The following is an 18,529-nucleotide window of genomic DNA, read 5'->3' on the forward strand; positions in this document are numbered from 1 at the left end:
AATTCCAAAGGGAACGGAAAATGAAGCCGGTAGAAATCTACACCTCGCCGCTATGCGGTTTTTGCCATGCGGCCAAACGTCTGCTGAAGCAAAAAGGCGTTGAATTCAAAGAAGTCGACGTGCTGATGCACCCCAAACGCAAACCCGAGATGATCCAGCGGGCAGGTGGCAAGCGCACCGTGCCGCAGATCTTCATCGGCACGCAGCATGTGGGTGGCTGTGACGATCTGTACGAACTGGAACGTCAGGGCAAGCTCGACCGGCTACTGGCGGCCTGATGAAGACTGCGCTGCTGCAGATCACCTCGTCGGATGATCCGGCAGAGAATCTGGATATGGTGCGCGTCATGATGGCCGAGGCGGCCGCACAAGGCGCGCGGTTCATCCTGACCCCCGAGGTCACGAACTGCGTTTCGACCAGCACCACACGGCAGCACGAAGTTCTGCAGCATGAAGAAGACGACATCACTCTGGCGGGCTTGCGCGAAGAGGCCGCCAAACTGGGTGTGTGGCTTCTGATCGGTTCGCTGGGGATCAAAACCCATGATGCGGATGGCCGTTTTGCAAATCGGTGCTTCATGATCGACCCGCAGGGACAAGTCGTGGCACGATACGACAAGATTCATATGTTCGACGTTGCGGTTTCCGAATCCGAGACCTTCCGCGAATCGAAGAACTACCGCCCGGGCGAGAAAGCCGTGATTGCCGAGACCGATTTCGGCAAGGTCGGCCTGACCATCTGCTATGACATCCGGTTCCCCCATCTGCACGCTGCGTTGGCGCAGTCCGGGGCGCGCATCCTGACGGTTCCCGCGGCGTTTTCGCCCGTGACCGGTGCCGCGCATTGGGAATCGCTGCTGCGCGCCCGCGCCATCGAAACCGGGTGTTGGGTGCTGGCTCCGACCCAGACCGGAGAACACCCGAAGACGCGCGGAAAAACACGATATACTCATGGTCACAGCATGGTTATCGCCCCGTGGGGAGAGGTGCTGATCGACGCAGGTACCGATCCGGGCATTCACATTTTCGATTTGGATGATAGTTCTGTGACAGAGGCACGCCGTCGCGTGCCCTCATTGACGCATGTGCGGCCCTTTGACGGGCCCTGATCCAGAACCGGACTTATGACGGACGAAAAGAATGCCTTGGCGGTCACGCTGTTCAGCGAGATTCTGACTGCAGACCAGTTATTGCGCAACCGGCTGAGCCGGGTGCTGCCCAAGGGCATGGAAATCTCGCATTTCTCGGTGCTGAACCATTTGGTGTTCGTTGGCGACGAGCGCAGCCCGGCGCAGCTGGCCAACACGTTTCACGTGACCCGAGGTGCGATGACCAACACTTTGGCCAAGCTGGAATGGGCCGGATACATCCACATCCGCCCTGATTGGGATGATGCCCGCCGCAAGATGGTCGCGATCAGCCCCGCCGGTCGCCGTGCACGCGATCAGGCGATTGCGTCGATTGCGCCCTTGATCAACCGCGTGGTGGGAGAGCTGGGGCTGGAGCGGGTGCGTAGCACGCTGCCCGTGTTGCGGGATTTGCGGTTGCAATTAGAGGGGGAGTAGGGGTTGAAAGCGCTGCTGCGCTTCGAATTTCAAGATTGGCTTAAAGTTCAAGCAATGGGAGTCGAATCATTGTAGTTCCAGATTGCCAGCCGCTTAGTATTGCTCTGCCTCAATCATTTTGACGACCTCATATATGGGCGTTGAATATGTTATTCCAGTGTTCGCTTTGTACACGGCCCTAAGCTCGCGCTGCCATTCAATGTCAGGCATTTCCACTTCTCTGAGTTCTTCTTTATACCCAGTTACGATGCCACAAACTTGATGTTGTCCTTCCCGATGGAAAACCACTGGCCCACCTGAAAATCCAATATCGTTCATTCCGTCCAAGATAAGTTTGGATCCAAAGATTGACGACGTTATGGCGCCCCTAACAAACGGAATAGGTCTTCTATGAAACGGGCCGTAGTGCACATACTCTTCTAACATCAACGGGAATCCCAAGAAGTGAACGTGTTGTCCCAAAAGCAGCCCATCTGTGCTCATCGAAAGTGGTCGGTTGTTGTATTGGTCTTCGCCAGCAAATGGAAAACCTAGCACTGCAATATCCATCCTGTCTGATCGAGCTATGAGTGGAACCCCAGCTATCTCAATCCAAGAACGATCATGTTTAAAAGAAACCTTCCCTTCGAAATTCTCAGGAAGAAGGTGACTCGCAGTAACCAGAAAGTTCTTTCCAGAATGATGAACAACAACCGCACTACCTATTTGAGCCGACTTAATGAAGAACACCTTTTCGACAACACCCATCGTAGGCGGAACAATCTGAAATGCTGAACTTCCGGACAAAGTTTCAGGATTTTCACTGCTACCAATACTTTCAGTCAAGTGAGATACCTTGCTACGAAAATTACGTTGATATTTTGGAGGCCCCGGGTGGAGTCATTGAACCCGTGAGCCGAGCAAATTAATGATCAATTCTATTTCACACTCGCCGTCACATAGTTCACGCTCAGATCCTGGTCCGAGATCGACCAGCTCCAGAGGATCGGGTTGAACACGAACCCCTTGCGGTCCACCGGATCCATCCCAGCCTGACGCAGCAGGTCGAACAATTCATCCGGAGTGATGAACTTGTTCCATTCATGCGTACCGCGCGGCAGCCAGCGCATGACGACCTCGGCCCCGAAAATCGCCATCGCATAGGATTTCGGGTTGCGGTTGATAGTCGAGCAGAGCAACAACCCGCCGGGTTTCAACAGCTGCTGCGACGCGGTCAGGAAACCTAAAGGATCGGCTACATGCTCGACCACCTCCATGTTCAGCACCACGTCGAATTGCTCGCCTGCAGCAGCCATGTCCTCGGCCGTGGTGTGGCGATAGTCGATCTCAAGCCCGGATTGCTCCGCATGGATACGCGCCACAGGTAGATTGCCCTCAGCAGCGTCGGCACCCACGACCTCGGCCCCTAAACGGGCCATCGGTTCGCTCAGCAAGCCGCCGCCGCAGCCGATATCCAGCAGGCGCAGGCCCTCGAACGGGTTCGGCGCCTTCAGATCGCGGTCAAACTCACCCGCAATCTGCTGTGTGATATAATCCAGACGGCACGGATTCAGCATGTGCAGGGGTTTGAATTTCCCATGGGGATCCCACCACTCAGCCGCCATCGCCTCGAATTTTGCGATCTCGGATGGGTCCACCGTGTTCGGATGCGCTTGCATTCCTGTCTCCGTGTGCTCTTTTACGCTTAAGGACTATATAGGGCCATAATGGACAAGTACCCGGACCAAAAGCGCGCAGTTCAATATCTGTACCCGCCGATCGACCCGTTCGATCAGCGCGTGGTCGATATGGGCGACGGGCACCGTATCTATGTGGAACAATGTGGCAATCCCGATGGGATACCGGTTGTCATCCTGCATGGGGGCCCGGGTGGCGGCTGCAGCCCTGCGATGCGGCGTTATTTCGATCCGCGCACTTTCAGGGTGATTCTGTTTGATCAGCGCGGATGTGGTCGGTCTAGACCCACGGCGTCGGTCGAAAACAATACGACGTGGCATCTTGTCGCCGATATCGAGCGTCTGCGCGACTTGTTCGAAATTGATGAGTGGATCGTGTTTGGCGGCAGTTGGGGGGCGACACTGGCGCTGATCTATGCACAGACGCATCCTGACCGGGTCAGTCGTTTGGTGCTGCGCGGTGTGTTTCTGGCCACACAGGCCGAGCTGGATTGGTTTTATGGCGGCGGGGCTGGCCGGTTCTGGCCCGAGCACTGGCAGAAATTCACCGCTCTGCTGCCCGATGGTGAGCTGGACGATACCATCGCCGCATACAACAAGCGTCTGTTTTCGGGCGATCGGGCGACCGAGATTCTGTATGCGCGCGCATGGTCGCATTGGGAAAATGCGCTGGCCTCGATCCATACCAACGGGGCGGTTGGCGAAAGCCCGGGCGAATACGCCCGAACTTTTGCACGGCTCGAGAATCACTATTTCATCAACAGAGCCTTTCTGGAAACGGATGGGCAAATTCTGGAACAGATGGACCGGATCGCGCACATTCCCGGCAACATCGTACAGGGGCGGTATGACATGATCTGCCCGCCTCAGGCCGCCTGGAACCTGGCCGAACGCTGGCCAAATGCCGAGTTGAAGATGGTCCGGCAGGCGGGCCATGCGTTGTCTGAACCCGGCATCAGCGCCGAGCTTGTGCGCATCATGGATCGCGTGGCGGAGGGTGTGGCATGACCCGGATTGACCGCCGTGCTCTGTTTGCCTCGGGTGCTGCTGCTGCGCTGTTGGCGGCGACGGGCGCGTCCTTGGCGGATACGCCCAAAAAGGGCGGGACTTTGCGTCTGGCCGTTCCCCGCGACGACAGTCTGGAACAGGTGGCGCGCGGAGCTGTCTTCGATAACTTGACCGAGATCGCGGCCGACGGAACGCTGCGGGGCGAGCTTGCAACGGGGTGGCAGACCGATGCCGAAGCACGGGTCTGGACATTTGATCTGCGCGATGATGCGGTGTTCCATGACGGAGAACCGTTGGAGGTTACGGACATTCTGGCCGTTTTGGCGGACGTTGGTCACGTCGAGGTTCTGGCCCCCAATCGCTTGCGACTGGAGCTGGCTCAGGCCAATCCGGGCCTGCCTTTCATGTTGGCAGACAGTCGGTTTGTCATCACGCGCATAGGTCAAACTGTTTCGCCGTTGCACGCCGCCAATGGCACCGGGTGTTACCGCGTCGAACGGGCCGAGGACGGGCGACACTTCCTCGGACGTCGAATGGCAGGACATTACAAGGATGGTCAGGCCGGGTGGGTCGATGCGATTGAAGTTATCGTGATTCCGGATGCCAGGGTGCGGGCCGAAGCACTGCGCGACGGCTATGTCGACGTTGCGGCGTTGCCGGACAGGGCCGAAATGCAGGACGTGCGCGGTCTGCGGTTCCATCCGTCTGAGGCGGACATGGCCCTTGCCGTGGCTGGCGCTGTCGGGATGCCACGTCAGATCGCAGGGCCCTCGGCTTTGGACGATGGCCGTATCGCCGAACGGTGGTGGATGGCGTAAATCCGATTGTGAACCCGCCAGGGGTTGCAGACTCGGACCATCCTGCGTATATGCAGTTTCAACAGCGGCGCGTTGGACTTCTGGTTCAAGGCTCCACCGGAAAATTCGACGGGCCGCGCGCCCGTTTTTTTGTGCCCGATTGAAGGGTAGAGCACCAGATGACAAACGACCTGATAGCCAAGGCTGCCATTGACCGGCGACTGGCCGAGATCATAACCCCCGTGATCGAGGATCTGGGGTACGAGCTCGTCCGTATCCGCCTGATGAGCGGCAAGCAGACCACCATGCAGATCATGGCTGACAAGCCCGACGGCGGTATCGAAGTTGATGACTGCGCGGAAATCTCGAACGCGGTCAGCGCCACGCTGGACGTCGAGGACCCGATCCTCGACGCCTATACGCTTGAGGTGTCCAGCCCTGGTATCGACCGTCCTTTGACTCGTCTGAAGGACTTCGAGGCGTTCGAAGGCTATGAGGCCAAGGTCGAGACCGCCGAAATGATCGACGGCCGCCGCCGGTTCAAGGGTCAATTGGCTGGGACCGACGGGGATGAGGTTCTGATCAACATCCCCGAGGGAGATGAAACGATTACCATCGGTCTGCAATTTGACTGGCTCAGCGATGCCAAGCTGGTCCTGACCGATGATCTGATCAAGGAAATGCTGCGCCAGCGCAAAGACGCGGGCGCCCTGAACGAAAACGCTTTCGACGAGATTGAGACCGAAGGGTCCGAAGAGGAGACGAACTGATGGCAATCACCTCAGCCAACCAGCTGGAGCTGCTGCAGACCGCCGAGGCCGTGGCCCGCGAAAAGATGATCGACCCCGGTCTGGTCGTCGAAGCGATGGAGGAATCGCTCGCCCGTGCCGCCAAGAGCCGTTACGGCGCGGAAATGGACATCCGTGTCAGCATCGACCGCAAAACCGGCAAGGCGACCTTCACCCGCGTCCGCACCGTGGTTGAGGATGAAGAGCTGGAAAACTATCAGGCCGAGATGACTGTCGAGCAGGCGCGTCAGTACATGGAAGCGCCCGAAGTCGGAAACGTCTATGTCGAAGAAGTTCCCCCGGTCGAAATGGGCCGAATCGCCGCTCAGTCCGCCAAGCAGGTTATCCTGCAGAAGGTCCGCGAAGCCGAGCGGGATCGCCAATACGAAGAATTCAAGGATCGCGCAGGTACCATTATCAACGGTGCCGTCAAGCGCGAGGAATTTGGCAACGTCATAGTCGATCTGGGCGGGGCCGAAGCCGTTCTGCGCCGCAACGACAAGATCGGTCGCGAAAGCTATCGCCCGAATGACCGTGTGCGTGCGTATATCAAGGAAGTCCGCCGCGAGGTTCGTGGCCACCAGATCTTCCTGTCGCGCACCGCGCCCGAATTTATGGCCGAGCTGTTCAAGATGGAAGTGCCGGAAATCTATGATGGCATCATCGAGGTCAAAGCAGTGGCCCGTGACCCCGGTTCACGCGCCAAAATCGCTGTGATTTCCTATGACGGATCGATCGACCCTGTCGGGGCCTGTGTTGGTATGCGCGGTAGCCGCGTGCAGGCCGTTGTGAACGAGCTGCAGGGCGAGAAAATCGATATCATCCCGTGGAACGAAGATCAGCCGACCTTCCTGGTGAACGCGCTACAGCCCGCTGAGGTCTCCAAGGTGGTTCTGGACGAAGAAGCCGGCAAAATCGAAGTTGTTGTCCCCGAAGAGCAGCTGTCGCTGGCAATTGGTCGCCGCGGTCAGAACGTGCGTCTGGCCAGCCAGCTGACCAATCTGGACATCGATATCATGACCGAAGCCGAAGAATCGGCGCGTCGTCAGAAGGAATTCGAGGCCCGCACCAAGCTGTTCATGGACAGCCTGGACCTGGACGAATTCTTTGCACAGCTGCTGGTTTCCGAAGGGTTCACCAACCTCGAAGAAGTTGCCTATGTCGAAATCGATGAACTGTTGGTCATCGACGGTGTTGACGAAGGTACCGCGCAGGAGCTTCAGACACGCGCGCGTGAATTCCTGGAAGCACAGGCCAAGGCAGCTTTGGATGCTGCACGTGCATTGGGTGCCGAGGACAGTCTTATTGAATTTGAAGGTCTGACGCCCCAGATGGTAGAGGCGTTGGCCAAGGACGATGTGAAGACCTTGGAAGACTTCGCAACCTGCGCGGACTGGGAACTGGCTGGTGGCTGGACGACAGTCGATGGCGAACGCATCAAGGATGACGGTGTGCTGGAGCCTTTTGGCATGACGCTGGAAGAGGCACAGGATCTGGTCATGACCGCGCGCATCATGTTGGGCTGGGTTGATCCGGCCGAGCTGGAGCAGGCGGAAGAGGATGTTGACGGCGACGTAGAAGACGAGGAGGTCGGGGCCTGATTTCGGGCCTCGGGTGGCGCGTATGGGTCGCGGTGGCGTCCATAAGGATCGGTCTGACGGACCTGAACGCAAGTGCATCGCCACGGGCGAGGTCCAGCCCAAATATGGGTTGATCCGCTTTGTGATGGGGCCGGATGGTCAGGTCTTTCCCGATGTCGCGGCGAAATTGCCGGGACGCGGGGTCTATGTGGCGGCAGATCGCGCCGCGTTGGACAAGGCCATTGGCAAGAAGTTGTTCGCGCGCGGGTTCAAGGCGCAGGTGAGTGTGCCACAGGACCTGACCGAAGAGGTCGAAAAGCAGATCGCGCGCCGTGTGGTTGAGTTGCTCAGCCTGGCGCGCAAGTCCGGCGATGCAGTTGCCGGGTATGAAAAGGTCAAGACGTGGCTGGACCGGGAAGAGGCGCAAGTGCTGCTTCAGGCCATTGATGGATCGGGGCGCGGCAAGTCCAAACTCAGCACGCCGCACTTCGGAAAATACATCGGTTGGCTGACGGCAGACGAATTAGGGCAGGCATTTGGGCGCCAAACGGTGATTCATGCGGCCTTGGCCTCTGGCGGACTCGCCAAACGTGTTGTAGAGGAAGCGCAGCGCCTGCGTGGCTTGCGCGAAACGGATGACGGCGGCAAGGGCCGCACGGAAGGGTAAGAAGCTTTATGAGCGATAGTGACGGCAAAAAGACATTGGGTCTTCGTGGCGGGGCGCGCCCCGGAAATGTGAAACAGAGTTTCAGCCACGGACGCACCAAGAATGTCGTGGTGGAAACCAAACGCAAGCGCGTGGTGGTCCCCAAGCCGGGCGCGGCAAAGCCGGGTGGCGGTGCTGCACCTTCGGGTGATCCGTCGCGTCGCCCTGCGGGTATTTCCGACGCGGAAATGGCGCGCCGCATGAAAGCGCTGCAAGCAGCCAAGGCGCGCGAGGCTGAAGAGGCCGCCGCCCGCGAAGCCGCTGAAAAAGCGCGCGAAGAAGAGCGCGCCCGCCGCCGTGCGGAACAGGAAGCCAAGGAACGCGAACAGCGTGAAGCCGAAGAACGTGCCCGCGCCAAGGCCGAAGAAGAAGAACGCAAGCGCAAAGAGGCTGAAATTGCTGCCCAACGCGCTGCTGCGCCTGCTGCCCCGGCAGAGCCCAAGGCCGCTGCACCCCGCAGCCCGGCCAACAAGCCTGCACCGGCTGCAACGCCTCGGAAAAACGATCGCGAGCGTGAGCAACGCGGCAATCGTGGTAAAGGCCGTGATGACAACCGTCGGTCCGGCAAGCTGACACTGGGTCAGGCCACCGGTGGCGAAGGCAACCGCCAACGCTCAATGGCTGCGATGAAGCGCAAGCAAGAGCGTGCGCGCCAGAAAGCCATGGGCGGCGCGGTTGAGCGGGAAAAGGTTATTCGTGACGTTCAGTTACCCGAGGCCATTACGGTCTCCGAGTTGGCGAACCGTATGGCCGAGCGCGTGGCCGATGTTGTCAAATCGCTGATGAACATGGGCATGATGGTAACGCAGAACCAAACCATCGATGCCGACACGGCTGAGTTGATCATCGAAGAATTTGGCCACAAGGTGACCCGTGTCTCTGATTCGGATGTCGAGGACGTCATCAAAGAAGTCGAAGACGACGATGCTGATCTGAAGCCGCGTCCTCCGGTCATCACCATCATGGGTCACGTCGACCACGGTAAGACCTCGCTGCTGGATGCAATCCGCGACGCACGCGTTGTGGCGGGCGAAGCTGGCGGCATTACTCAGCATATCGGCGCCTATCAGGTGAAAACCGATGGCGGCACAACGCTGACCTTCCTGGATACACCGGGCCACGCGGCCTTTACCTCGATGCGTTCGCGCGGGGCTCAGGTGACGGATATCGTGGTTCTGGTCGTCGCCGCCGATGACGCGGTGATGCCGCAAACCATTGAGGCGATCAACCACGCCAAGGCGGCCGAAGTGCCGATGATCGTGGCGATCAACAAGGTCGACAAGCCTGGTGCCAACCCGGACAAGGTGCGCACCGATCTGCTGCAACACGAAGTGATAGTTGAGAAAATGTCGGGTGAGGTTCAGGACGTCGAAGTGTCCGCCATCACCGGTCAGGGTCTGGACGAACTGCTGGAAGCCATCGCGCTGCAATCAGAGATTCTGGAGCTGAAAGCCAACCCGAATCGCGCCGCCCAAGGGGCCGTGATCGAGGCGCAGCTGGATGTGGGCCGTGGCCCCGTGGCCACCGTTCTGGTTCAGAACGGCACGCTGCGCCAGGGCGATATCTTCGTCGTGGGTGAGCAATACGGTAAGGTCCGCGCGCTGATCAATGACAAGGGTGACCGCGTCAAAGAAGCTGGCCCGTCGGTCCCGGTCGAGGTTCTGGGTCTGAACGGCACGCCAGAGGCTGGTGACGTTCTGAACGTGACCGAGACCGAAGCACAAGCCCGTGAGATCGCCGAGTACCGCGAGCAAGCCGCCAAGGACAAACGCGCCGCCGCTGGTGCCGCGACCACCCTTGAGCAGCTGATGCAGAAGGCCAAGGAAGACGAGAATGTCGACGAACTGCCAATTCTGATGAAAGCAGACGTTCAGGGCTCGGCTGAGGCCATCGTTCAGGCGATGGAGAAGATCGGCAACGACGAAGTGCGCGTGCGCGTTCTGCACTCGGGTGTAGGTGCAATTACCGAAACCGATGTCGGCCTGGCCGAAGCATCCGGTGCGCCGATCCTTGGCTTCAACGTGCGTGCCAATGCGTCGGCGCGGAACACCGCGAACCAGAAGGGTGTCGAGATTCGTTATTACTCGGTGATCTATGACCTTGTGGATGACGTGAAAGCCGCCGCATCGGGTCTGCTGAGCGCCGAAATCCGCGAGAAGTTCATCGGGTACGCCGAAATCCGCGAAGTCTTCAAGGTTACTGGCGTCGGCAAGGTTGCCGGCTGTCTGGTCACCGAAGGCGTTGCCCGCCGTTCCGCAGGCGTCCGCCTGCTGCGCGACAACGTGGTGATCCACGAAGGCACGCTGAAGACACTCAAGCGCTTCAAGGACGAAGTGGCCGAGGTTCAGTCGGGTCAGGAATGCGGTATGGCGTTCGAGAACTACGACGATATCCGCCAGGGCGACGTGATCGAAATCTTCGAACGCGAAGAGGTCACCCGGACGCTGGACTGATGTGGTTCGGGATTAGTGATTGAAAACAGCGGCTCGATTGGGTCGCTGTTTTTTATTTTGAAGGTTGCGAAAACTCGATCGTAAGTCTGCGTATTTCTGGGCTTCGTCAGTACCAAGCACCTTACAATCCTGGCCTAAACGTTAAGTTGTCTAACCTAGTGTCCGCTCTGCGGGACACAGCGGCCATCGTAAAGGGTCGATCCGTTTTTCGAATCCCCGCCAATCCCTCTCTTTCGGTACAGACTGCCGACTCTATTGCCAAAAACCTCGGTGACCCTTGGCGACTTCGTCCTCAATTTCGCTGTAAGGACCACGGGTTTCGACGGTACGTTGGCCTGCGCTGAAGACGGTCTCGCAGGACAGATTCAGCGTTAAGTTTTCCGGATTGTCGCCCGTCAATACCGCCAGGCGCTTTTCGGTCATGCCGTAGACGACCGTGCCGATTCCGGCCCAGTAACAGGCTCCCGCGCACATGCAGCAAGGCTCTACAGAGGTGTATAGCGTGCATTTTTCCAGGAATTCAGGATCATAGAGACGACTCGCCTGCCGGGCGACATTCAATTCAGCATGGCCGACACCCTTGTCCTTTCGATAGCTATTGCCGGTACGGATAAGAATCTCTCCGTTTGGACCGACCAGCGTCGAACCAAAGGGATGATTGCCAGCCTCACGGCTTTCCCGCGCTATCCTGATATTTTCGCGTAAATGCTTGAGGTCTCTTTCTTTCATGTCAGATTCCTGTGTGTTGAGGAGCACCAGCGTAGATTTCCGCTCGTGTTGGCAACATTGAACCCAACGCGATTGCGAGTGGGTCTATATGATCAGCCCGATGGAGTGTTCATCGACTGAAAACCTCTTCACCTGAATGATAGCACGGTCTGAAGAGAGCGTCTGCTACGGGCTCGAACCGGACCATCTTGTTTCAACCACAATTTTCCGGTTCGTGGTGGTTGCTTCCGATTTAGAAGCAAAGGTCAGTTTTGACAGACGTCCAACACGTGTGACTAGCGAGATGTGGGCAGAAACGTTTCTGAATGCATGATGATATCAAAATGCTGCATCCCTTTTTTCAGATCGAAGCTGACGGAATGCCCGGCCTTGCGCAGCCGTTCCGCATAATCCCGGCTTTGGCGGATGAACTCGGGTGTGTCCCGTTCGGCCACTGTCACGTAATAGCGTGGCCCGGGTCGGGGCAGGTTTCGAATGGGCGAGAGGTCGTTCACTTCAACCGGTGTCAATTGCAGCGGGTCGTTTACAGACATCAGGCTTATAGGCTCCAGATCGTAAATACCGCTGATCAGAATTACATCCCGAATCCGCAGCCCTGCTTTGGCCAGCGCGTCAGACGAGGTCGCCATGATCATCGCCGCCAGGTGCGCTCCGGCACTGTGCCCTGACAAGGTGATCCGTGAGGAATCGAACCCAAGCGTTCCGGCCTGAGACGTCAGCCACAACAGCGCGTCGCGGCATTCCTCGATCATTTCGCCGATTCGCGCATCCGGGGCGAGTGTGTAGTTCAGGGTTGCAAAGGAGTGTTCTGCCTCAATCAGCGCCGGGGCCATCATCGCCGACTCGCGTTGGCTGAGCGCCTGCCAATAGCCGCCGTGAACGAAGACATGCAGCGGCGCGCCTGCCCCTTTTGCGGGAAAGTAATCCAGAACCTGGTTCGGGCTGTTGCCATAAGCCAGCTTTTCCTGCACGGGAAACTCTGACCGCGCCTGCGCGCTCAGCGCCTGATAGCTTGCAAGATAAGGTGACAGGTCGCCGCCGATCATCGTGCTTGGGGAATATTCCCGTTCCAGCTCGGTTTGCGAAAAACCACGATACAGCATGTTTCAGCCCTGCTCGCTATACATAAGTTCGGTGCGCATATCATAGAGGTCGTGGAAAAATCGCAGTTCAAGTGCTTTGCGCAAAAAGGCGACGCCGCTGGATCCCCCGGTACCCGGTTGCATCCCGATCACGCGTTCAACGGCTGTGGCGTGGTCAAAGCGCCAACGCTGAAACAGGCTTTCCACGTCCATCAGTTTTTCAGCCAGCGCATACAGATCCCAGTACTTGTCCGTATTGCGGAACACTTCGACCCAGATCTGCACCACGCGTGGATCACCAGAGTAAGGCTGGGCATAGTCGCGTTCGATCAGTTCCGCGGGCATATCGAATCCCTGACGGGCCAGCATATGCAGCACTTCGTCATAAAGCGACGGTTTGGTTAGGGCGGCATTCAGCATCTCCATCACCTCGGGGTCATGCTGGTGCACTTTCAGGGTCGAAGAATCCTTGTTGCCCAGAATGAACTCGATTTGCCGATACCCATAGCTCTGAAATCCCGAAGAGTTGCCCAAAGCTTGCCGGAACGTCATGTAATCGGCGGGCGTCATGGTCAGCAGGGTTTCCCAGGCCGCGATCAACTGTCTCTGGATCGCCTTGATCCGATCCAGGTTCTTCATGGCTGGGCCGAACTCATCCTGCTGCAGAAACCGGCGCACTTCGACCAGTTGGTGATGCATCAGTTTCAGCCACAGCTCACTGACCTGATGGATGATGATGAACAGCATCTCATCGGGTTGCGCGGGATCCTGAAAGGTCTTTTGCAGGTTCAGCAGCGTTTTGAGCTGAAGGAAATCACCATAGCTTTTGCGATGGGTCTGCGCGAAGTCCGTGACCAGCGAGTCCTCGATCCCGCGTTCCAGAAACCTGTCATCCTTGTCGCCCATATGCTCCTCCAACGCGGGTTTACCTCTGTTTAGGGTCAAATCCCGCGCAGTTCCAGAGCCTTAGGTCCAATCCAAAACAACCTTGCCGGACTGCCCGGATTTCATGGCTGCAAAGCCTTGAGCGAACTCATCGACCTTGACTCGGTGCGTGATCACACGGGATACATCCAGCCCGTTTTGCAACATGGCGATCATCTTGTACCAGGTCTCGAACATTTCACGCCCGTAGACACCCTTGATGGTGATGGCCTTGAACACGATGCGCGACCAATCGACCGGAGATTTACCCGGCGGAATCCCCAGCAAAGCGATTTTCCCACCCATCACCAATGCCTCAACCATCTGATCCAGCGCCGCTTGAGAACCAGACATTTCCAGACCAACGTCAAAGCCTTCCTTCATGCCCAATTCTGTGACGACATCCTGCAAATCTTCCTTGGACACGTCGACAGTGCGGACGGTTGGCACCACATGTTCGGCCAGTTTCAGACGGTCGGGGTTGATGTCGGTGATCACCACGTGACGCGCGCCTGCATGACGGGCGACGGCTGCGGCCATGATACCAATCGGTCCAGCGCCGGTGATCAGAACATCTTCGCCAAGCAGATCGAAACTCAGCGCCGTATGAACAGCATTGCCCAAAGGGTCGAGGATGGCACCGATTTCATCCGGCACGTCATCCGGCAGAGGCACGACGTTGAAGGCGGGAAGTTTCAGATATTGTGCAAAAGCCCCCTGTTCGTTCACGCCTATCCCGCGCGTGCCGGGGTCGAGGTGGAACTTTCCTGCGCGGCTCTGTCTACTGTCAGTCGTGATCAGATGACCCTCTCCGGAACATCGTTGGCCGATCTCAAGCCCGGTATCGTTGCGCCCTATTTCCACGATCTCTCCGGCGAATTCGTGGCCCGTGATCATCGGGACCGGCACAGTGGCGGCAGCCCAATCATCCCAGTTCCAGATATGGATATCGGTGCCGCATATACCAGTCTTGTTGATCTTGATCAGCACCTCTTCTGCGCCAATTTCGGGAACCGGGGCCTGAACCATCCACAGCCCTTCCCGGGGCTTGGATTTCTCCAGTGCTTTCATCGTGTTGGGTCGCATTTTGTTACTCCCACAAATCGGTCGAAAGGTATTTCAAGCCGCTGTCGCACATGACGGTTGCGATGCAGCCGCCCTCTTCAGGGCCGCGAAGCAGCTCAATTGCGGCAGAAAGGTTCGCACCTGCCGAGTAGCCGGCGAATATTCCTTCGGTACGGGCCAGAAGTCGCGCACATTCCCGCGCAGCCTCTCCGGACACAGCGAGATGTCCGGCAAGTGCGGTGCCATTCATATGCACCAGTTCACTCATGGCATATCCGCCACCCTGTATGGGGTGGTCGGGGGTCGAAATCCTTTCACCGGCGAGGGCCCGTGCGCCTTCGGGTTCAACGGCATAGCAGCGCACGCCATGTCGGTTTAGGAACTTTGCGGCACCCGCCAGCGTGCCGCCGGATCCGGCAAAATCGCAAAACGCGGTGACGGCACCTTCGGACTGCGCCCAAATCTCGGGTCCGGTTCCTGTTTCATGGGCTTTGGGGTTTCCTGCATGCCCGAATTGATCGGCGCGAAACGCATTGCGTTCGGTTGTGATACGCTTCGCCTCGGCATCGACCAGTTCAAGATCAGCCCCCGAGACTTCACCTGGCTTGCTGCCGGGGGCTTGGGGCACAATGATCACTTGTGCCCCAAGGGCTCGCATCATGCGCGCGCGCTCGACTGAGTTACCGGCACTCATGACCGCGATGAAAGGGTGTCCGAGGATACCACACACAATCGCGAGCCCTGTGCCCATGTTGCCGGATGTCAGCTCGACCACAGTTTGTCCCTGCGCAAGCGTACCATCCGCACGGGCCATTTCGATGATGGACCTTGCAGCCCGATCTTTCTTCGAGAAACCGGGCAGCAAGTAATCCAGCTTGGCGACGATACGCCCGTTCAGATTTAGCCGGGCACACAGACGCGACAACTCGACCATTGGGGTGTTGCCGATTGCGTCTATGACCGACGGCAGGATCATTCGATGACCCCGAGTTCCGTGCCAACCTTGCCAAAGGCCGCCAAGGCGCGATCCAGTTCATCCTTTGTGAGCGCCGCATTCATCTGCGTTCTGATCCGTGCTTGCCCGCGTGGGACGACCGGAAAGAAGAAGCCTGAAACGTAAACGCCCTCGTCGAACAATCGTGATGCCATTTCCTGTGCCAGCGCAGCCTCACCCAGCATCACCGGGATGATCGGGTGCTCACCGGGCAGCAGGTCAAAGCCCAGCTTTTCCAACCCGGCGCGCCAGTATTTGGCGTTTCCGAACAACTGGGCGCGCAGCATGGCACCTTCTTCGACCAGGCGGATCGCTTCCAGCCCGGCGGCGACGATGGAGGGCGGCAGCGAATTCGAGAACAGATAGGGCCGCGCCCGCTGCCGCAGCAGGTCGATCACTGGCTGCGGCCCGGCGATGTAACCGCCGATTGCCCCCCCAAGTGCCTTGCCCAAAGTGCCCGTCAGAATGTCCACGTCGACGCCGAAGTGATCCGGCGTGCCTGCTCCGTTTGGCCCCATAAAGCCGGTGGCATGGCAGTCATCGACCATGACAATTGCATCATACTGGTCAGCCAACTCGCGGACTTTCGGCAGATTGGCCAGATAGCCATCCATCGAAAATACGCCGTCGGTCGCAATCATGATATGCCGTGCGCCATCCTCGCGCGCCTGTTTCAACCAGGCTTCGAGGTCGTTCATGTCATTGTTCAGATAGCGATAGCGCTTGGCCTTGCACAGGCGTACCCCGTCGATGATCGAGGCATGGTTCAGACTGTCCGAGATAATGGCATCTTCGGGCCCGAGCAGCGGTTCAAAAAGACCACCATTGGCATCGAAACAGGCAGCAAAAAGGATGGTGTCGTCCTTGTTCAGGAATGCCGCCAGTTTCTGTTCCAAGTCGCGGTGAATATCCTGCGTGCCGCAGATGAACCGAACCGAGGCCATGCCAAAGCCTTTTGGACCCATAGCCTTCGTCGCGGCATCGATCAGCGCGGGGTGATCGGCCAGACCCAGATAGTTATTGGCGCACAGGTTGATGACCTGTTTTTCGCCTACCGTAATCTCACCGCCCTGAGGCGAGGTGATCATTCGTTCGCGCTTGTACAACCCTTCGGATTTGATCTGCGCGAGTGTGCCCGTGATGTGGGACAGGAATGCATCTGCCATGGCGACCTCCGTTCAACTGAGTCGCACATCTAACATAGCGGATGAATTTCCCAAATAGGGGAATTACAATATGGAGGAAAAATTTCCGTGAAGGCGGAAACTTGCCAGTTTCAGGCGTTTTTCACAATCAGGAAAACTCGTGCGGGTCCTTTGGCGGAAATGGAATGTGCAATGTCTGCGGCATAGCGGGCGGTGTCTCCTTGGCTGAGGTCCGAGACGGCGCTGCCGGACGTGACTCTGACTGCGCCTTCCAGCACCGTCAGTTGTTCACGTGCGCCACGGGCGTGAGGCTGGCTGTTCAAAGCTCCGCCTTCTTCAAACTCAATATCGTAGACCTCGTGCCCTCCGGCCTCTTCCGGCGGGGATAGGATGCGAATTCGGCAATTTTGTCCCATATTATCGATGCTGGGGACCTCAGACGTTCGCAGAACCTCGATCTGGTCACTGGCTTTTGCGCCTTCCAACAGACCTGCAAAATCCACCTGCAAGGCGCGGGTCAGGTTCCACAGGGTCGAGATCGTAGGGCTGCTTTCTCCGCGCTCAATCTGGCTGACCATGGACCGGGAAACGCCGCTGAGGTTCGCAACTGCCTCGAGGGATAGCCCTTTGGCCCGACGCGCTTCTTTCAGGCGTGCAGGTAAAAGGTTCAGGATATCGTCTGTATTTTCCGTCATGACGGAATCCATGCGTGTTGCGCAACGTAATGTCAATTCCGGGCGTGACAGTGAGTCAAATTTGAAGATCATGCTGCACGTGCATAATGCGCGCGGGTTTTGGAGGAGAAAACATGACTGACGTAGTGATTCTGGATGGTGCGCGTACCGCCATCGGCACATTTGGCGGCACTTTGGCCTCAACGGCTCCGATTGATCTGGCCACTGTTGCAACGGAAGCGGCCCTTGAACGCTCGGGAGTCGAAGGTGGGCAGATCGGCAGTGTTGTCTTTGGTCATGTCATCAACACCGAACCACGTGACATGTATTTGTCGCGTGTGGCCGCGATGCAGGCGGGCATTCCCAACGGTACACCGGCGATGAACGTAAACCGTCTGTGTGGTTCCGGGGCTCAGGCTATCGTATCCGCAGTGCAGTCCTTGATGCTGGGCGACGCAGAATTTGCCGTGGCGGGCGGTGCTGAGAGCATGTCGCGTAGCCCTTACATTGTTCCTCAGGCGCGCTGGGGCGCGAAGATGGGCGACGTTTCTTCGCTGGATATGATGCTGGGCGCGCTGAATTGCCCGTTTGGCACAGGGCATATGGGTATCACGGCCGAAAATGTGGCGGATGAACACCAGATCAGCCGTGAACAGATGGATGAGTTTGCCATGACCAGCCAGGCCCGTGCGGCAGCTGCGATTGAGGGGGGATTTTTCGAAAACCAAATCGCGTCGGTGCAGGTCAAGGTCAAGCGAGACATGGTCGATTTCAAGGTCGATGAACACCCCAAAGCAACGACGGTAGAGGCGCTGGCTGGCTTGAGGCCGGTATTCAAGAAAGACGGGCGCGTGACGGCAGGGAACGCGTCGGGCATCAATGACGGCGCTGCGGCGATGGTTCTGGCAACGGCGAGCGCGGCAGAGAAAGCTGGTCTGAAACCAAAAGCACGAGTGATCGGCTATGCTCATGCCGGCGTGCGGCCCGAAGTTATGGGTATTGGCCCGGTTCCGGCTGTTCAAAACCTGTTCAAGAAGACAGGTTTGTCGGCTGGCGATTTCGATGTGATCGAAAGCAACGAAGCCTTTGCCGCACAAGCACTGGCTGTGAATCAGGAACTCGGTCTGGACGCCGCCAAGGTGAACCCAAATGGGGGCGCCATTGCTTTGGGCCATCCAGTTGGCGCAACCGGCGCGATCATCACCTTGAAAGCGCTGTATGAGTTGGAGCGTACGGGTGGATCAAAAGCTTTGATCACCATGTGCATTGGCGGTGGTCAGGGAATCGCGCTTGCCATAGAGCGGCTCTGAACCGGACTGGCGGAGGGGGGCTGCTTGCCCCCCA

The 18,529-nt window shown here is 58.0% G+C and carries 19 protein-coding genes; 10 read left to right on the forward strand and 9 right to left on the reverse strand.

Annotated elements, in window-relative coordinates; translation table 11 throughout:
- The first annotated feature begins 20 nt into the window (after positions 1-20).
- From grxC to AC2FLD_RS19030, 3 genes are read left to right on the forward strand one after another with little or no spacing between them, the layout of a single operon-like run.
- Positions 21-278: a glutaredoxin 3 gene (gene grxC / locus AC2FLD_RS19020; protein ID WP_050605571.1), complete on the forward strand. Its 258-nt coding sequence runs from the start codon at positions 21-23 to the stop codon at positions 276-278.
- Positions 278-1,108, forward strand: a complete 831-nt coding sequence (locus AC2FLD_RS19025; RefSeq protein ID WP_496672423.1) for a carbon-nitrogen hydrolase family protein — start codon at positions 278-280, stop codon at positions 1,106-1,108. The genes grxC and AC2FLD_RS19025 overlap by 1 nt, the downstream gene beginning before the upstream one ends.
- 15 nt (positions 1,109-1,123) lie before the next feature.
- On the forward strand, positions 1,124-1,564 hold the full coding sequence (locus AC2FLD_RS19030; RefSeq protein ID WP_480783159.1) for a MarR family winged helix-turn-helix transcriptional regulator: 441 nt from the start codon (positions 1,124-1,126) through the stop codon (positions 1,562-1,564).
- 93 nt (positions 1,565-1,657) lie between these two features.
- On the opposite strand, the gene AC2FLD_RS19035 is transcribed toward AC2FLD_RS19030, so the two are convergent.
- Positions 1,658-2,389, reverse strand: coding sequence for a trypsin-like peptidase domain-containing protein (locus tag AC2FLD_RS19035; RefSeq protein WP_496672426.1), 732 nt, complete (start codon positions 2,387-2,389; stop codon positions 1,658-1,660).
- Positions 2,390-2,481: 92 nt separating this feature from the next.
- Positions 2,482-3,222 (reverse strand): bifunctional 2-polyprenyl-6-hydroxyphenol methylase/3-demethylubiquinol 3-O-methyltransferase UbiG, encoded by a 741-nt coding sequence (gene ubiG, locus AC2FLD_RS19040; protein WP_496672427.1) that lies wholly within the window; start codon positions 3,220-3,222, stop codon positions 2,482-2,484.
- 48 nt (positions 3,223-3,270) lie between these two features.
- Between ubiG and pip the strand changes: the two genes are divergently transcribed.
- The 6 genes from pip (at position 3,271) to infB (ending at position 10,572) form a co-directional block, all read left to right on the forward strand.
- Complete coding sequence (gene pip, locus AC2FLD_RS19045) at positions 3,271-4,248, forward strand: prolyl aminopeptidase (RefSeq protein ID WP_496672428.1); 978 nt, start codon at positions 3,271-3,273, stop codon at positions 4,246-4,248.
- On the forward strand, positions 4,245-5,066 hold the full coding sequence (locus AC2FLD_RS19050; RefSeq protein ID WP_496672430.1) for an ABC transporter substrate-binding protein: 822 nt from the start codon (positions 4,245-4,247) through the stop codon (positions 5,064-5,066). The genes pip and AC2FLD_RS19050 overlap by 4 nt, the downstream gene beginning before the upstream one ends.
- A 158-nt stretch (positions 5,067-5,224) precedes the next feature.
- Positions 5,225-5,815 (forward strand): ribosome maturation factor RimP, encoded by a 591-nt coding sequence (gene rimP / locus AC2FLD_RS19055; RefSeq protein WP_496672431.1) that lies wholly within the window; start codon positions 5,225-5,227, stop codon positions 5,813-5,815.
- Entirely contained in the window at positions 5,815-7,434 is a 1,620-nt protein-coding gene (gene nusA, locus AC2FLD_RS19060) for a transcription termination factor NusA (RefSeq protein ID WP_050605564.1), read from the forward strand. Before rimP ends, nusA begins: the two co-directional genes overlap by 1 nt.
- A 22-nt stretch (positions 7,435-7,456) precedes the next feature.
- Positions 7,457-8,080 (forward strand): RNA-binding protein, encoded by a 624-nt coding sequence (locus tag AC2FLD_RS19065; protein WP_496672432.1) that lies wholly within the window; start codon positions 7,457-7,459, stop codon positions 8,078-8,080.
- A gap of 8 nt (positions 8,081-8,088) precedes the next feature.
- The gene (gene infB / locus AC2FLD_RS19070; protein WP_050605562.1) at positions 8,089-10,572 is read left to right on the forward strand and encodes a translation initiation factor IF-2; all 2,484 of its coding nucleotides are present in this window, start codon (positions 8,089-8,091) and stop codon (positions 10,570-10,572) included.
- A gap of 252 nt (positions 10,573-10,824) precedes the next feature.
- Here the strand turns inward: infB and AC2FLD_RS19075 are convergent, their stop codons facing one another.
- From AC2FLD_RS19075 to AC2FLD_RS19105, 7 genes are all read right to left on the reverse strand, one after another.
- Positions 10,825-11,301: a nucleoside deaminase gene (locus AC2FLD_RS19075; RefSeq protein WP_496672434.1), complete on the reverse strand. Its 477-nt coding sequence runs from the start codon at positions 11,299-11,301 to the stop codon at positions 10,825-10,827.
- A gap of 275 nt (positions 11,302-11,576) precedes the next feature.
- Positions 11,577-12,404 (reverse strand): alpha/beta hydrolase, encoded by an 828-nt coding sequence (locus tag AC2FLD_RS19080; RefSeq protein WP_496672437.1) that lies wholly within the window; start codon positions 12,402-12,404, stop codon positions 11,577-11,579.
- A 3-nt stretch (positions 12,405-12,407) separates the two neighbouring features.
- Positions 12,408-13,289: a tryptophan 2,3-dioxygenase gene (locus AC2FLD_RS19085; RefSeq protein WP_496672439.1), complete on the reverse strand. Its 882-nt coding sequence runs from the start codon at positions 13,287-13,289 to the stop codon at positions 12,408-12,410.
- A gap of 60 nt (positions 13,290-13,349) precedes the next feature.
- Positions 13,350-14,378: an L-threonine 3-dehydrogenase gene (gene tdh, locus AC2FLD_RS19090; RefSeq protein WP_496672480.1), complete on the reverse strand. Its 1,029-nt coding sequence runs from the start codon at positions 14,376-14,378 to the stop codon at positions 13,350-13,352.
- A gap of 19 nt (positions 14,379-14,397) precedes the next feature.
- Entirely contained in the window at positions 14,398-15,348 is a 951-nt protein-coding gene (locus tag AC2FLD_RS19095) for a PLP-dependent cysteine synthase family protein (protein ID WP_496672441.1), read from the reverse strand.
- A complete protein-coding gene (locus tag AC2FLD_RS19100; protein WP_496672442.1) occupies positions 15,345-16,532 on the reverse strand; it encodes a glycine C-acetyltransferase in 1,188 nt (395 codons plus the stop codon). The genes AC2FLD_RS19095 and AC2FLD_RS19100 overlap by 4 nt, the downstream gene beginning before the upstream one ends.
- Positions 16,533-16,642: 110 nt before the next feature.
- Entirely contained in the window at positions 16,643-17,206 is a 564-nt protein-coding gene (locus AC2FLD_RS19105) for a helix-turn-helix domain-containing protein (RefSeq protein WP_050605631.1), read from the reverse strand.
- Between the two features lie 113 nt (positions 17,207-17,319).
- Between AC2FLD_RS19105 and AC2FLD_RS19110 the strand changes: the two genes are divergently transcribed.
- Positions 17,320-18,495 carry an acetyl-CoA C-acyltransferase family protein gene (locus AC2FLD_RS19110; RefSeq protein WP_496672445.1) on the forward strand — a complete coding sequence of 392 codons (1,176 nt, stop codon included), beginning with the start codon at positions 17,320-17,322 and terminating at the stop codon, positions 18,493-18,495.
- The last annotated feature ends 34 nt before the right edge of the window (positions 18,496-18,529 follow it).

It is taken from the genome of Ruegeria sp. CDSA021 (assembly GCF_059612325.1).

Excerpts from the sequence above, each read along its gene's own strand:
- AC2FLD_RS19085 (WP_496672439.1), bottom strand. The coding sequence starts at position 13,289 with ATGGGCGACAAGGATGACAGGTTTCTGGAACGCGGGATCGAGGACTCG.
- AC2FLD_RS19100 (WP_496672442.1), bottom strand. The coding sequence starts at position 16,532 with ATGGCAGATGCATTCCTGTCCCACATCACGGGCACACTCGCGCAGATC.
- AC2FLD_RS19065 (WP_496672432.1), top strand. The coding sequence starts at position 7,457 with ATGGGTCGCGGTGGCGTCCATAAGGATCGGTCTGACGGACCTGAACGC.
- ubiG (WP_496672427.1), bottom strand. The coding sequence starts at position 3,222 with ATGCAAGCGCATCCGAACACGGTGGACCCATCCGAGATCGCAAAATTC.
- AC2FLD_RS19105 (WP_050605631.1), bottom strand. The coding sequence starts at position 17,206 with ATGACGGAAAATACAGACGATATCCTGAACCTTTTACCTGCACGCCTG.
- AC2FLD_RS19110 (WP_496672445.1), top strand. The coding sequence starts at position 17,320 with ATGACTGACGTAGTGATTCTGGATGGTGCGCGTACCGCCATCGGCACA.
- pip (WP_496672428.1), top strand. The coding sequence starts at position 3,271 with ATGGACAAGTACCCGGACCAAAAGCGCGCAGTTCAATATCTGTACCCG.
- AC2FLD_RS19095 (WP_496672441.1), bottom strand. The coding sequence starts at position 15,348 with ATGATCCTGCCGTCGGTCATAGACGCAATCGGCAACACCCCAATGGTC.
- AC2FLD_RS19080 (WP_496672437.1), bottom strand. The coding sequence starts at position 12,404 with ATGCTGTATCGTGGTTTTTCGCAAACCGAGCTGGAACGGGAATATTCC.
- infB (WP_050605562.1), top strand. The coding sequence starts at position 8,089 with ATGAGCGATAGTGACGGCAAAAAGACATTGGGTCTTCGTGGCGGGGCG.
- AC2FLD_RS19050 (WP_496672430.1), top strand. The coding sequence starts at position 4,245 with ATGACCCGGATTGACCGCCGTGCTCTGTTTGCCTCGGGTGCTGCTGCT.
- rimP (WP_496672431.1), top strand. The coding sequence starts at position 5,225 with ATGACAAACGACCTGATAGCCAAGGCTGCCATTGACCGGCGACTGGCC.
- tdh (WP_496672480.1), bottom strand. The coding sequence starts at position 14,378 with ATGAAAGCACTGGAGAAATCCAAGCCCCGGGAAGGGCTGTGGATGGTT.
- AC2FLD_RS19025 (WP_496672423.1), top strand. The coding sequence starts at position 278 with ATGAAGACTGCGCTGCTGCAGATCACCTCGTCGGATGATCCGGCAGAG.
- AC2FLD_RS19030 (WP_480783159.1), top strand. The coding sequence starts at position 1,124 with ATGACGGACGAAAAGAATGCCTTGGCGGTCACGCTGTTCAGCGAGATT.
- nusA (WP_050605564.1), top strand. The coding sequence starts at position 5,815 with ATGGCAATCACCTCAGCCAACCAGCTGGAGCTGCTGCAGACCGCCGAG.
- grxC (WP_050605571.1), top strand. The coding sequence starts at position 21 with ATGAAGCCGGTAGAAATCTACACCTCGCCGCTATGCGGTTTTTGCCAT.
- AC2FLD_RS19075 (WP_496672434.1), bottom strand. The coding sequence starts at position 11,301 with ATGAAAGAAAGAGACCTCAAGCATTTACGCGAAAATATCAGGATAGCG.